This window comes from Bacillus sp. EKM206B (assembly GCF_011066015.1).
Lineage (GTDB): Bacteria > Bacillota > Bacilli > Bacillales > Bacillaceae > Bacillus > Bacillus velezensis.
This window is the reverse complement of the sequence record NZ_JAAMNL010000009.1, coordinates 131402-144873: the sequence shown is the minus strand read 5'-3', so window position 1 is coordinate 144873 and position 13472 is coordinate 131402. Positions and strand designations below refer to the sequence as shown.

The 13472-nt window shown below is 44.8% G+C and carries 13 protein-coding genes; 5 read left to right on the top strand and 8 right to left on the bottom strand.

Going from position 1 to position 13472, the window contains the following annotated elements; all coding sequences use genetic code 11:
* Nucleotides 1-243: 243 nt before the first annotated feature.
* On the top strand, nt 244-1428 hold the full coding sequence (gene mtnK / locus G9F50_RS16290) for an S-methyl-5-thioribose kinase (protein WP_060561771.1): 1185 nt from the start codon (nt 244-246) through the stop codon (nt 1426-1428).
* A gap of 6 nt (nt 1429-1434) precedes the next feature.
* Nucleotides 1435-2496: an S-methyl-5-thioribose-1-phosphate isomerase gene (gene mtnA, locus G9F50_RS16285; protein WP_060561772.1), complete on the top strand. Its 1062-nt coding sequence runs from the start codon at nt 1435-1437 to the stop codon at nt 2494-2496.
* A gap of 241 nt (nt 2497-2737) precedes the next feature.
* On the opposite strand, the gene G9F50_RS16280 is transcribed toward mtnA, so the two are convergent.
* Both G9F50_RS16280 and G9F50_RS16275 read right to left on the bottom strand, forming a co-directional pair.
* Complete coding sequence (locus tag G9F50_RS16280) at nt 2738-3235, bottom strand: methylated-DNA--[protein]-cysteine S-methyltransferase (protein WP_060561773.1); 498 nt, start codon at nt 3233-3235, stop codon at nt 2738-2740.
* Nucleotides 3232-5451, bottom strand: coding sequence for a PAS domain-containing sensor histidine kinase (locus tag G9F50_RS16275; protein WP_060561774.1), 2220 nt, complete (start codon nt 5449-5451; stop codon nt 3232-3234). The genes G9F50_RS16280 and G9F50_RS16275 overlap by 4 nt, the downstream gene beginning before the upstream one ends.
* A 255-nt stretch (nt 5452-5706) precedes the next feature.
* Here G9F50_RS16275 and G9F50_RS16270 point away from each other — a divergent pair, with 255 nt between their 5' ends.
* Nucleotides 5707-6729 (top strand): acyltransferase family protein, encoded by a 1023-nt coding sequence (locus G9F50_RS16270; protein ID WP_060561775.1) that lies wholly within the window; start codon nt 5707-5709, stop codon nt 6727-6729.
* Nucleotides 6730-6770: 41 nt separating this feature from the next.
* Here the strand turns inward: G9F50_RS16270 and G9F50_RS16265 are convergent, their stop codons facing one another.
* The 4 genes from G9F50_RS16265 to htpX all read right to left on the bottom strand — a co-directional run bounded on the left by G9F50_RS16265 (nt 6771) and on the right by htpX (nt 10116).
* Nucleotides 6771-6941, bottom strand: a complete 171-nt coding sequence (locus G9F50_RS16265) for a hypothetical protein (protein WP_007610936.1) — start codon at nt 6939-6941, stop codon at nt 6771-6773.
* A 1-nt stretch (nt 6942) separates the two neighbouring features.
* Entirely contained in the window at nt 6943-7617 is a 675-nt protein-coding gene (locus G9F50_RS16260; protein ID WP_021493789.1) for a DUF421 domain-containing protein, read from the bottom strand.
* A 94-nt stretch (nt 7618-7711) separates the two neighbouring features.
* Nucleotides 7712-9064, bottom strand: coding sequence for a TrkH family potassium uptake protein (locus tag G9F50_RS16255; RefSeq protein WP_060561776.1), 1353 nt, complete (start codon nt 9062-9064; stop codon nt 7712-7714).
* Nucleotides 9065-9222: 158 nt separating this feature from the next.
* The gene (htpX, locus tag G9F50_RS16250; RefSeq protein WP_007407207.1) at nt 9223-10116 is read right to left on the bottom strand and encodes a protease HtpX; all 894 of its coding nucleotides are present in this window, start codon (nt 10114-10116) and stop codon (nt 9223-9225) included.
* A gap of 148 nt (nt 10117-10264) precedes the next feature.
* Here htpX and G9F50_RS16245 point away from each other — a divergent pair, with 148 nt between their 5' ends.
* Together G9F50_RS16245 and G9F50_RS16240 are read left to right on the top strand one after the other, a co-directional pair.
* Nucleotides 10265-10966 carry a DUF1836 domain-containing protein gene (locus tag G9F50_RS16245; protein ID WP_060561777.1) on the top strand — a complete coding sequence of 234 codons (702 nt, stop codon included), beginning with the start codon at nt 10265-10267 and terminating at the stop codon, nt 10964-10966.
* A 135-nt stretch (nt 10967-11101) separates the two neighbouring features.
* Nucleotides 11102-11296, top strand: coding sequence for an alpha/beta-type small acid-soluble spore protein (locus G9F50_RS16240; protein WP_003154717.1), 195 nt, complete (start codon nt 11102-11104; stop codon nt 11294-11296).
* Nucleotides 11297-11302: 6 nt separating this feature from the next.
* Here G9F50_RS16240 and G9F50_RS16235 read toward each other — a convergent pair whose 3' ends face one another.
* Both G9F50_RS16235 and sigI read right to left on the bottom strand, forming a co-directional pair.
* Complete coding sequence (locus G9F50_RS16235; RefSeq protein ID WP_060561778.1) at nt 11303-12472, bottom strand: anti-sigma-I factor RsgI family protein; 1170 nt, start codon at nt 12470-12472, stop codon at nt 11303-11305.
* Nucleotides 12469-13224 (bottom strand): RNA polymerase sigma factor SigI, encoded by a 756-nt coding sequence (sigI, locus tag G9F50_RS16230; RefSeq protein ID WP_003154719.1) that lies wholly within the window; start codon nt 13222-13224, stop codon nt 12469-12471. The genes G9F50_RS16235 and sigI overlap by 4 nt, the downstream gene beginning before the upstream one ends.
* Nucleotides 13225-13472: the final 248 nt, after the last annotated feature.

The window sequence follows — 13472 nt, the reverse complement described above, 5'->3', positions numbered from 1 at the left end:
GGGATTGGCCTTTTGACCCCAACAGCAACCGACCGTAATTCCATTGTGAAATGGGGCGCGTACATTTTGCGCCGAGACGATTGTCTCATAAGGCACGGTGCTAATTCCATCAGATGTTATCTGAGAGATAAGAGGCGGACTGCACTGTTTCAGCCTCCTTCTCTTTCAGAGAAGGAGGCTTTTTTTCGGGCGTATTCTCCGTCACGATCTCTTACTGCCACTACATAATTGGAGGGTAAATCCATGTCAGCAACTAAAACAAGTCTTTATGAACAATTAACAGAAAGCTCCGCCGCCGCGTTAGCCGTCAAGCTCGGCTTATTCCAAAGCAAAAGCACTCTGACATGCCGTGAAATCGGCGACGGCAATTTAAATTACGTCTTTCATGTTTACGATAAAGAAAACAAAAAAGGACTGATTATTAAACAGGCAATCCCTTACGCGAAAGTCGTCGGTGAAAGCTGGCCGCTTACCATTGATCGGGCGAGAATCGAAAGCAGCGCCCTCATCCGCCAGGGCGAACACGTGCCGCACCTCGTTCCGGCCGTTTACTATTCCGATACTGAAATGGCCGTCACGGTAATGGAAGACCTCTCCCATTTGCGGATTTCAAGAAAAGGGCTGCTGGAAGGGCAGCATTATCCGAACTTATCGGTTCATATCGGTGAATTTTTAGGGAAAACGCTGTTTTACTCATCCGATTATGCGCTTGATGCGAAAGTAAAGCAGCAGCTCGCAAAGCAGTTTACAAATCCTGAACTTTGCAATATTACAGAAAGGCTTGTGTTTACAGAACCGTTTCTCGACCATGAGACAAACGATTTTGAAGAGGAGCTGCGCCCATACGCAGAAAAAGTTTGGAACAATTCCCGGCTGAAACAAGGCGCTGACGAATTGAAAGCCATCTTTCTGAATTCCGCGGAAACATTGGTTCACGGCGATCTGCACACGGGAAGCATCTTCGCCGATGAACATGAAACAAAGGTGATTGATCCCGAGTTTGCTTTCTTCGGACCGATCGGGTTTGACATCGGCCAATTTATCGCCAATCTGCTGTTAAACGCCCTCAGCCGCGACGGTGACGACAGACAGCCGTTATATGATCATACTGCCGCCGTATGGGATACATTTGTGAAAACATTCAGTGAAGCATGGGAGAAAGACTGCTTGCCTTCCCGCAGACACCTGCTGGAAGACACACTGAAAAACGCGTTTGAGGAAGCGGTCGGTTTTGCGGGATGCGAATTGATCCGGCGCACGATCGGACTCGCCCATGTGGCTGACTTAGATGAAATCACTCCGTTTGACAAACGAATCGAACGGAAGAAGCTGGCGCTTAACATCGGCGCCTATTATATCGAAAACAGAAAAAAACTGAAGCATATCACCGAGGTTCTGGACCAATTTAAGCTCCGTGTAAAGGAATGATGCAGCATGACCAATGAATTTGCCATCCCCCGTTCTGTAGAATGGAAAGAAACCTACATCCGCATTTTAAATCAGCAAAAGCTTCCCGACGTCACTGAATATGTGGAACTTGAAACAAAGGAAGATGTATTCGACGCGATTGTCACGCTGAAAGTAAGGGGCGCCCCGGCCATCGGTATAACCGCGGCGTTCGGACTCGCGCTCTCCGCCAAGTCGTTTGAAGCCCGCGACCTTTCGGATTTCCGACGTCAGTTCGCGGATGTCAAAGCGTATTTAAACAGTTCGAGGCCCACTGCCGTCAACCTCGCGTGGGCGCTTGACAGACTGACGGATTCCATCAGGGATGCGATCTCAATCAATGAAGCGAAGACAACGCTCGTTCATGAAGCCATTCAAATTCAGATTGAGGATGAAGAAACATGCCGAATGATCGGCCAGAATGCGCTGCACCTTTTTAAAAAAGGCGACCAGATCATGACCATCTGCAACGCGGGCTCGATTGCCACAAGCCGATACGGTACGGCGCTTGCTCCCTTTTACTTAGCGAAACGAAAAGACCTCGGCCTTCATATCTACGCATGTGAAACAAGACCCGTTCTCCAAGGATCACGGCTGACGGCGTGGGAGCTGATGCAGGGCGGAATTGATGTCACGCTCATTACGGACAGCATGGCCGCCCATACAATGAAGGAAAAACATATTTCTGCGGTCATTGTCGGCGCTGACAGAATTGCAAAAAACGGTGATACGGCCAACAAAATCGGAACGTACGGCCTCGCTATTTTGGCAAACGCCTTTCAGATTCCGTTTTTTGTGGCCGCACCGCTTTCGACATTTGACTTGCAGATTGAAAACGGCGATCAGATTCCGATTGAAGAGAGAGATCCGGATGAAGTCAGACAGATCTCCGGCATACGCACCGCTCCCGAGGATGTGCCGGTCTTCAATCCGGCCTTTGACATCACACCGGGCAGCCTGATTTCCGGCATTATAACCGAGAAAGGAATTGTGACCGGCTCTTACACGGAAGAAATTGAACAATTATTCGCTGACTGCCAGCTGAGCTGAAAAACCGCTGATGATATTGCCTCAGGCAATGTCAGCGGTTTTTTTGTCTGCACAATGTAATCACTTCATCTTTTTGGACAGCTGTAATGAGGTGCATTTTAAAAAACAGCTCTGCATAACCGGCTATCTTTTGCGGACGGCTCATTTTCATCAGGCTTCGTCCTCCTTTTTCATCAGACCAACTTTTTTCACTTAATAAAATGATATGTCGGACGTGAAAAAACGGAACGTGCCATACGCTTTATTTTTCTTTATAGGATATTTGTTCGATGTTCAGCAGCACCGCTTTTACATCTGTCTTCGTGCCCGCGTATCCCGTTAAGGCGCTGTTTTTGCCGATTACCCGATGGCACGGGATCAAAATGGGCAGCCGGTTTCGTTTATTGGCTTGTCCGATGGCGCGCACCGCTTTCGGTTTCCCGATCGCTTCAGCCATATCGCCGTAGCTTCGGGATTCCCCGTAAGGAATCATCGTCAGCGCGTTCCATACCCTTTCCTGAAAGGGTGTGCCTTTTTGTCTCAGAGGCAGAGAGAATTGCTTTCTTTCTCCTGAAAAATATGATGCCAGCTGCTGTTTCGCCTCCGACAGCAAAGCGGTTTCGCACGGCTTTACGCCGGGCGCGTCTTTCCGCCACTCCTCAAAATCTTCCCCGGTGAGAAACAGGCCGGTAATAAAGCTCTCTTCCTCTGTTATGATGACGGTTCCAAACGGCACTCTCACACTTGTAAAACAGATCATTCCCCGCTCCTTCTTTCTTCGGTATTCTGCCGGATCGGAAGCGTCAAATGAAAAACGGTGCCCTTCCCTTCTTCACTTTCCACATGAATGCGTCCCTGATGTTCTTCGATGATTTTATAGCTGACCATGAGACCGAGACCCGTTCCCCTGTCTTTTGTCGTGTAAAATGGTTCACCCAGACGTTTTAATTTGTCTTCGGAAATGCCTGTTCCTTCATCTTGAATAGAAATCAAAATGTGGTCTTGATCAGAAGACTGAATGGTCACGTAGATATTGCCGCCGCCCGGCATGACTTCAATGGCGTTTTTTAAAATATTGATAAACACCTGTTTTAATTGATTCGGTTCACAGTAAATCGGCGGGATGTTTCCGGTCAGGTTCAGATGGATCTGCACATTGACAAGATTGGCCTGGGCATTCAAAAGATCAGCCGTGTCTTTCATAATCTGCGTCACGTCTTTTTCTTCATATAATATCGCCTGGGGTTTCGCTAAAATTAAAAATTCAGTGATGATAGACTCGATGCGTTTTAATTCTGAGGTAATGACGTTAAAGTACAGAGAATATTCGCCTTCAATGCTTCCTTGAAGAAGCTGAATGAACCCTTTCAGCGCCGTCATCGGGTTTCTGATTTCGTGGGCGATGCCCGCCGCCAGCTCCCCTACAACATGAAGAGTGTCGGATTTCCGCAGCCTCTCTTCAAGCTCTTTGGCCTCTGTGACATCTTTAAAGATGGCCAGATTCATATTTTGAATGATATTTCTTTTGAAGGAGAATTCCAGTTTGCGGCTGTCGCTGCTGCTTAACAGGAAGGGGATTTCATTATCCATTCCTTCTAAATCAATCTTTCTGGCGGGAACACCCGCGTTTTCAATATCAAATAAAGAAAGAATATCCGGAACGGTGTACGCTCTCAGCTCCTCATCCGGCATACCGAGTATACGGCTTGCGAGAGGATTCGCGTCAATAATGCGGAATTGGTTGTCAAATAAGACCTTGCCGTCCATTGAGCCGTTGAATACTTTTCTGAATTTCAGCTCGCTTTCCCGCAATTCTTTTTCCATCCGCTTACGATCGCTGACATTTCTTAAAATGGTTAAATGCTGACCTTCAAGTATGGTTCGTTTTGATGTGAATTCCAGCTCTTTAAATTGGCCGTTTGCCATCTGAAACAGCATTTCTTCACGGATTTCTCCGTATTTTTCATATTTTTTCTTAATCTGCTTATATTTTTTCTGCGGATCAACGATAAACGTACATAAATTCGTCTCCACCAGCTTATCCATCGGCAGTTCGAAAATGCGGCACGCCGATTCGTTTGCTTTGGCAATCTTTCCGTCATCAGACCAAATGACAATCGCGTCCATGGCGTTTTCAAAAATTTCGCGGAATCGCTCTTCGCTTTTGAAAAGTTTCAATTCCATCAACCGTTTCTCTGTTATGTCCCTCATAATGGACATGTAGAACCCGCTGATTAAGTTGGACGTAATCGTAAATTCAAACAGCTTCTCTTCGCCCGACCGAAGCTTGACGGGCAGTTCTCCTTTGGCGTTTCCTTTTCTGCGGAGGGTTTCCCAGATTTCTTTCAGATGCTTTTTGTTTTCTCCGTCGGTAAAATGGCGGAGCGACAGATGGGACAATTCATTCTGGCCGATCTCAAAGCTTTTGCAAAAAGAGAGGTTCGCATCAATAAACCCGCCGTCCTTATCAAACAGCACGATGCCGTCGACAGCCCTGTCAAACAAATCTTTAAACAGCTGCTCGTTCATGGAGAATTCGCGCTCTAATATTTTTTTAGAGGAGATATCCCTCATCACCACAAAAAAATAATCCTCCCCAATTCCGTCTCTGGCGAGGAATTCAATGTATTTCGTCGCACCGCTGTCAAGCTTAATCGGCACCTCTTTCCACAGATGGCCTTTTTTTAAAAACTTTTTCACGGCCTTATTCAGTTCTTCCTGAGGCACGGAATATAAAAAATCCAGGACTGAGCGGTTAATGAGGCTCTCTGCCTCAATCTGCATCATCCGGGCCGCAGCCTCGTTCGCCTGGACGATTTTCATTTCCTTACGGCATATAAAAATGGCATCAAGCGTGTTATTCATAATCACGTGATACCGGTTCAAATCACTCTTCAGGCGGTCATTTTCCTCTTTCATCCGCTTCAGCTGCTCTTTCAGCGAGTCTTTTGTTTGCAAATCCAGAGTTTCAGCCATTCAGTACACTCCTTCTTCAAAAACCTATCCTTCAATATTTCTACAAAATACCTCATCTTCCTTCATTCGCCCTATACATTTCAGAAAATTTCAATGATATGACAAGTTAAAGTCTTTTTCTACGATCCTTACCTCCCCATTACATCATCCTAACAATCCCTTTTGTCCTCCTTCAATTTTTTGTTTTTTATTTTAAAATGAACACCAACAGGAAATAATCATGCAGTGGATGATTTTTGAAGAGAAGGTGATGCTATGACAAAATCGCGAGACAGTTACTTTGACAACGCCAAGTTTATCTTGATTTTTCTGGTGGTGTTCGGCCATATCCTCCGGTCATTTATTAACGGAAATGAGTTTATGCTCCATCTTTACAAATTCATTTATACTTTTCATATGCCGGCCTTTATCCTGGTTTCCGGCTATTTCGCAAAAAACTTTAAGCGGAAAGGTTATGTGAAGAAGCTGGCTGTGAAGCTGATTATTCCGTACTTGATTTTTCAGGGCATTTACTCAGTTTTTTACTATTTGATTCAGGCTGAAAGCATGGCAAGCGTCAATCCGATTGATCCGCAGTGGTCTCTCTGGTTTTTAGTCAGCTTATTCTTTTGGAATCTGCTGCTTTACCCCTTTACGAAGCTGCCGAAAATGTGGGCGCTTGGGGCGAGCTGCGGGCTTGCCGTCATGATCGGGTATCTTGATTTTATCAGCAGCACGCTGAGTCTTTCACGGACGTTTGTTTTTCTACCGATGTTTCTCGTCGGGTTTTATTTAAAGAAACAGCACTTTGATTTGCTTCGGGCTAAAAGAGGCAGGCAGATTGCCGCGGGCGTACTGGGGATTGTTTTCCTCTTATGCTGGTGTATTGATTTTGATTACTCGTGGCTGTTCGGATCGGAGCCTTATTCTACATTCGGCACGGTGTCGCTGTTGAGCGGTCTGTCGCGCATCGGCTGGTATGTTTTGGCCTTTGCCGCCACTTTCAGCTTTTTGGCGCTCGTTCCGCAAAAGCGTTATTTCTTTACGAAATGGGGTACGAGAACGTTTTACGTGTATCTGCTGCATGGATTCATTATAAAAACGCTGCGGCAGATCGGGCTTGAAGATCACTTATCTGATTATCAGAATTTAGTCATGCTCTTAATGTTAACGGCCGCTCTTACGTCCATTCTCTCCAGCAATGCGGTGAAAACGGCCGCACAGCCATTTATTGAACTGCGGATAACCGGCTTGCTTGAAGCGGTGAAAGGAACAAGAAACGGTGCTTATTCGAAATAATGCAAAATACCTCTTAAGCGTTGCCGCCTAAGAGGTATTTTTTATTGTTTGCCGTCTTCTTTTTTCTTTGGCTTCGTCTGTTCAAGCGTTTCAATCCATTTTCCGGCGTTATAATCACCGAGCTCGCTTGCAAACTCTTCTTCAAGCAATTTAGGGTCCATCGGCTTTTTATGGTTTTGCATGTCTTTGCTGTGGCGGTTTTTTTTCGTCATGTTACTCGCCTCCTTGTTTGCCGTGTTTTGATTTGCGGTTTGCGCCTCTCAGTCCGGGATCACCGTCATATTGTGTTTTGTATGCATCTTTGTCCATGCTCTCAGTCGGTGTGTTGTTGTTGGTCAAAGCTTCATTCTTTGCTGCTTTGCGTTTCATTTGATTTCCTCCTTCTGTCAGCAAATCTGTTTTGAATTCATCAAGCATTTTTTTCAAGTCGCGCACTGTCACGTTTTTGGCCTCATCAATGAGCTCATAGCCGATCTGTCCGTTCGGCTCAAGCAGCACATATTTAAAATCTTGAATGTCTCCGAGGCCTTCCTGCCTGATCCTCATTGACAGCTGAGCTTCGGTAAAACGCATTTTTTTTAAGTTTTCCGGGATGATTTTTCCGTTTCTGACAACGGCGACGGTTTTTCCTGAAAATAAAAACTCAAAAAAGCTTGATTTGATTTCTAAATATTCCATCAGGATTAATACCGCAATAAAAATTGCCGCCGCGAAAATAGTTTCCCATAAATTATGTTCAATAAACGGCTGAATAATAATCGAGCCGATCGAAATCATGATGACTGTCTGGGTCACCGACAGCTGGCTGATTGATTTCCGTCCGGCAATCCGCAATAAAAAGGTACCGACCGCTATCATAACTACCGACTTCCAAAATACGGCAAACAATGACGTCACCTCTTTACAAGTAGAATCTCCAAAGAAACTGTTTCCACTCATCCATTTTACGGCAATAAAAAACACCGCTTTCTGAAAAGCGGTGTCAGCCGATAATTATTCTTTCCTTCGGATAGTGATAATTTGCTTCAATTTCTTTTCGGCCGATCAGATAGAGGAACGTCAAAATGCCGATCCGGCCGATAAACATGACAATCATGATGACGCATTTTCCGATGTCGCTTAAATGCGGAGTAATCCCAAGCGACAGGCCGGTCGTTCCGAATGCGGAACACACTTCAAAAAGCAGTCCGAGCAGCGTCTGATTTTTCTCGGTCACGGCCAGAATCAGCGTCGATCCGAACACGAGCAGAATCGCCATCATCGTAACGACCAGCGACTTCATGACATCAGCCTGGTGAAGCTCGCGTTTAAAGACCTTGACCGCTTTATTCCCCCGGGCAAAATGAAACAGGGCAAGAAGGTTAAGCGCAAACGTCGTCGTACGGATTCCGCCGCCGACCGAGCTCGGTGATGCGCCGATGAACATGAGGGCGCAGATGAAAAATAATGTCGGCGCCGACAGCTGGCTGATATCAATTGTCGCAAGCCCGCCGCTTCGCGTAGCGGTTGATTGAAAGAGACATAAAAATAAAACATCATGCCAGCTTTTCCCCTTCATGACATGGCTTGCTTCAAGCGCGTAAATGCCCACGGCTCCGAACAAAACGAGCATTCCGAACGTAACGGTCGTAATTTTCGTAAACAGCGTGAATGAGTATCTGCGCTGTTTTGAAAACAAAAAGTCCTTTACCTCTACGAGCACCGGAAAACCGATCGCACCGAAAATAATCAGAAGCATCGTAATAAACTGCACGAAATAGTCATGTCTGAACGGGACGAGTGAATTTCCCGTAATATCAAAACCGCCGTTTGTCGTGGCGCTGACGCTCGCAAAGAATCCGTGCAAGTACGCCTGTTCAAACGAATCATAATACGTTAAAAAATATGTTCCTAAGATGATGCCGCCTAAAAACTCGATTAATAAAATCAAAAACAGCACTTGCTTCATCAGGTTGACGATACCGGAAAACTGCGATTGATTCTGATCCACCATGATGAGCTTCCGTTCCCGCAGACCGATCCGTTTGCCCATAATGAGCCAGACGAATGTTCCAAGCGTCATAATGCCGATTCCGCCGAATTGAAGCACGAAAGCCAAAATGACAATCCCGGCCGTGCTGAATGTATCAGCCGTGTTGACGACCGTTAAACCGGTGACACTGACTGAGCTGACAGCCGTAAACAGCGCGTCTATAAACGACCAGCTGGCCCCTTGTTTGTGGGCGGCCGGCAGACTTAGCAAAATAAATGCCACCGTCACAGCAAGAAAATAATATAATGCAATCAGCTGTGCAGGCGACAAGATCTGTATGAATTTCTTCAGTTTTAATTTCATAAGATAGTTCCTTCTGCCTCTCAAATGTAGTACGTAATTATTCTAATGATATTGGGAGAATTTTTAAAGGTCTTTTTAGAAAGATTTTTCATTACCTTATGTAATTTGCCGATCTTTAAACAAAAAACCTCTGAAACGATTGTCAGAGGTTTTGTTGATTATTTTGCTTCCAGCCTGCGGATGCGCTCATCGAGATCAGGGTGTGTGGAGAACAGTGACGAATGCTTTTTACCGTTAATTTTTAACGTCTGCACCGCCGTCTGGTCCTCTTCATTCACATGTCCTGTATAAGACTTCAGCGTACGCAGGGCGTGAATCATTTTATCCTTGCCGGCAAGGTCTGCACCGCCGCGATCAGCGTGAAACTCTCTGTGGCGCGAGTAGGCGAAGACGACAAGACTGCCGAGAATGGAAAAGATAATCTGAAACACGATCATCGCGATAAAATGAACGACCGGCGCGAGGTCTTCTTTGACAAAGCGGCTTGCAACCCATGCCGCGATTCGGGAAAGGAATACGACGAACGTATTGACGATTCCCTGCAGCAGCGTCATCGTGACCATATCACCGTTTGTGATGTGTGCGACTTCATGGGCAAGAACCCCTTCCACCGCAGCATCATCCATCTGCTGCAATAAACCTGAAGAAACCGCGACAAGCGAACGGCGCTTAGAAGGTCCGGTCGCAAAAGCATTGACCTCCGGGGAATGATAAATGCCGACTTCAGGCATTTTCGTCATCCCTGCGGCACGGGACAATCTGTGCACACGGTCAACCAATTGCTGTTCTTCATAGCTGAGCGACTGTTTCTTCGGATTTAACACCCGGACGCCCATCATCGTTTTGGCCATCCATCTGGACATTCCGAGAGAAATAAAAGAACCGACAAAACCGACGACAAGACTGAACACGAGCAATGCCATCAGATCAATGCGGCCATTTTGTATATACGAGCCGACACCGGTAACGCTTGTAATAATCGTAAGCACAATTCCGATTGTCGTAATGACCAAAAGGTTCGTTAAAATAAACAGAAATATTCTTTTCGCCATAATTACCTCCGTCTTTTTTAAGATCAAAAGAACTTATTTACTTAAATTATAAATGATCTGTTTGAAAATGCAACAATTTCGACGTATGATGTTAATGTAATTCTCAGTGATATTAAAAAGTGAACACGTAATCAATCAGAGGTGAACCATGACCACGTTTAAACTGACCCGAACTGATATGGTCCGGCTTCTTTACGCGCTAAAAGGCCAAGGAGACGCAACCCCTCTCCAAATCTTATTGCAATCAGCGGATATGACCTTGGATGAAGCGGAAAGCCGTCTGCATATCCCTGAATTTCTGACGAGATTCGAACGAAAAAAAGAGAAAAAGGAATACGGGCTTTCAACTAACGAGATTGTCGAGCTGGGAAATCTGTGCGAGCTGACGTCTTTAAAATCAACCGCCGTCCAAAACTGGGTGAAGCGCGATATTAAAGATTTAATCGGCCACCCCTTACTCGGCAAAAAATATACAATTGAACAAGCTGTCATCCTTCTCATTGTACGTGATTTAAAATCAATTTATGACTTCGAACATATACGCGGCATATTAAAAATCGCTTTTAACACGATCACAGACAGATCAGACGACGTCATCAGCCCGATCAGCTACTATGAAAGCTGCGCCCAAGTGATTGATTATCTTCATCATAAGGCAAACCCGCCGATGAAGGAAACGAGCCTGCAGGAGCTCGTCGAAGAGCAGACGGACAAGCTCAAAGGCTGCTTTAAAGAACTCGGAAGCGGACAATGGAACAATATCAGATCCATAATCGCCGTCACGGTGCTCTCCGTTTTGACTTTTCATATTCAAGCCTCAGCCTACAAAATGACCAGCCATTTATTATAATTCATAACGCTTCTTCGCCCCGGTGTCTGCGCCGGGGTTTTTTTGCTGTACAACAATTGCCAGCATAATCAATACCGTTCCGTTTGAAACTAAAATGCGAAAACACATCTTGCCAGAGAAAAGGAGATGAAAAAGATGGCGAGCAGAAATAAACTCTTAGTTCCAGGGGCTGAGCAGGCACTTGACCAATTTAAATACGAAGTGGCTCAAGAATTCGGCGTGAACCTTAGCTCTGATACAGCAGCACGCGCAAACGGCTCTGTAGGCGGGGAAATGACAAAACGTCTTGTACAGCAGGCTCAATCACAATTAAACGGGAAAAATCAATAATGCAGCTTATTCGCCGGGACTTCTCGGCGAATTTTGATATTTATCGGCATTCTCCTTTCCGTGCCGGTAGCCGTTCGGATTCCTTCGGTCTGACGAATCTTCATGATGCCGATAGGATTCCCAATGTTCATTGCGATCATGATTCCAGTAATGATTGTAATACTTTTGCTTAGGCTCTTTGTCATTTCCGTTTTCCTGAGGATTTTGTGTTGGGGGCTGCTCTGTTTCCCCATCTTGTTCCTTCTGTGTGTTTTCCTCTGATCCGGAAGCTGCATTTTTTTCGGTTTGCTGATTGCCGTCCTGACTGTCCGGCTTCGCTTCTTCCGTACCGGGCGTTGTTTCATTGTTTCCCGGCTTCTCTGCTGCCTTTTCTTCATCAGGAGCTGTCTTTTCATCAGCCGCCGGTTTTTCTGTGTCCGGCTGCTCGCTTTGATCAGCGTCTGTTTCGGTATCTTTTTGATCTGTTTCATTGCCGTCGGTTTGCTTTTCAGGCTGTTTTTCTTCTGTTTTCTTTTCGTTTCTTCTTATGTAGCTGCCTGTTGACATCCCTTCCTGTTTTGCTTTTTCTCTTGTTTCCATATCAGATTCAAGCGATTGGACCTGGTAGGTGCCCTTATATTTTTCAGTCATGTCGGCCAGCTGTTTTTTAACGCCTTTTTTATATGTATTGTCATCTGTATTTTCATAAACCGTGGAAATTAAAATCTCTTTTGATTCCTTTACATATCCATGCTTGCTGCAATCGGTAATAATATTACTGATGACTTCCTTAAAATCGCTGCTTTTCCAATCTCCGATGTCACTGATGACCTGTTTGGCGTCATGGTTCAGCGGTGTCAGTTCAATGACTTCATATTTGCTGTTTAAAGCCATTTCAATGCTGGGATTAATGTCAAGCGTCATATACGCGTAAGCTTTGTTATCAGAAAAAACCGGGAGCAAAATTAAAATAAACAAAATAATAGCAGTCATCGTAAACACTCCCAATTTAAAAGGGCGCAGTTTCAGAAAATCAAAAAAGCTGGCCCTTCTTCCCATACGCGTTTCGCCTTCGAACGCAATTTCCTCTCCGATTTCACAAGTGCGGTGATCATTTTTTGTTTTTAAAAATTGTCCGTCAGGGGTTAGCAACGTGACGAATTTTTTATTTTTCTCTACTATGATCCCTCTTCTCATGAGTGCAACACCCCTTTAAGATAATCTTTTAAATAAATATAATCACCGGTAATAATAATACTCATGGCGATGATATATTTTCGGTTCCGTTCGATCGTTTTTCTGCTGACCGACACGAGCTGCTCCAGCTGCTTGACAGGAAGCTGTTTTTTCTGGTGCAAAATGGACGCCAACTCTTCATTTTCAACAAGCGTGTAGGCTACCTTAATCGCATTCTGCCTCGCATCTGTATGCTTCGGCGATTGTTCCAGCAGCTCTTTAAAAGACAGGCCGTATTCTTTCAGCTGCTTCTGAAAAAAAAGAATTTCTTCCCGGCGCTGTTCCTGTTCTATCTGTTTGCGGTATTCATCAATGGAAAGCTCCGCTTCGATAAGGCTCTGCGAAGATTCCTGGTCGTCGCCTTCCTGCACATCCATATTGATATGCTGAGCGGTTCTTGCTTCTTTTCTGATATAATCTATCACTTTTCTTTTTATAATCAGCTCTGCAAATGCAAGCAGCGAATTACCTTTTTCAGCCGAATATTTTTCAATGGCTTCGTTAAACGCGATCAGCCCGATGCTGAATTCGTCGTCTTTTTCATCTATATATCGTTTACAAACGGATGAAACCGTCTTCGCGATAAAAGGCTTATATTGCTGTATTAAATCGTTCTGCAGATCTTTGTCGCCTTTTTGTATTTTTTCAACAGATGTTTCAAGCGTTTGCTTCTTTTTTCCCAATTTAAACAAAAGGCTAAGCACTGGTTTCACCTCAGTTCCTCCCTATAACTACTCATAATCATAGCTAATTTAGTAGGGATTCGCAAAGGAAGAAAAAGAGAAATCGATTTCATTTGTCTCAATTATGACAAGCCAATAAGACGTACTATACATGATTTCGTGCCCCCATGCAGAATTAAGGGGGTTTTCTCTGTGTTTTTTGTAACAATGCTGTTATAAAATTGTTATCATATGTCTTAAATGTAAGCGTTTCAAACAAAAAAGGGAACCTGCATTTT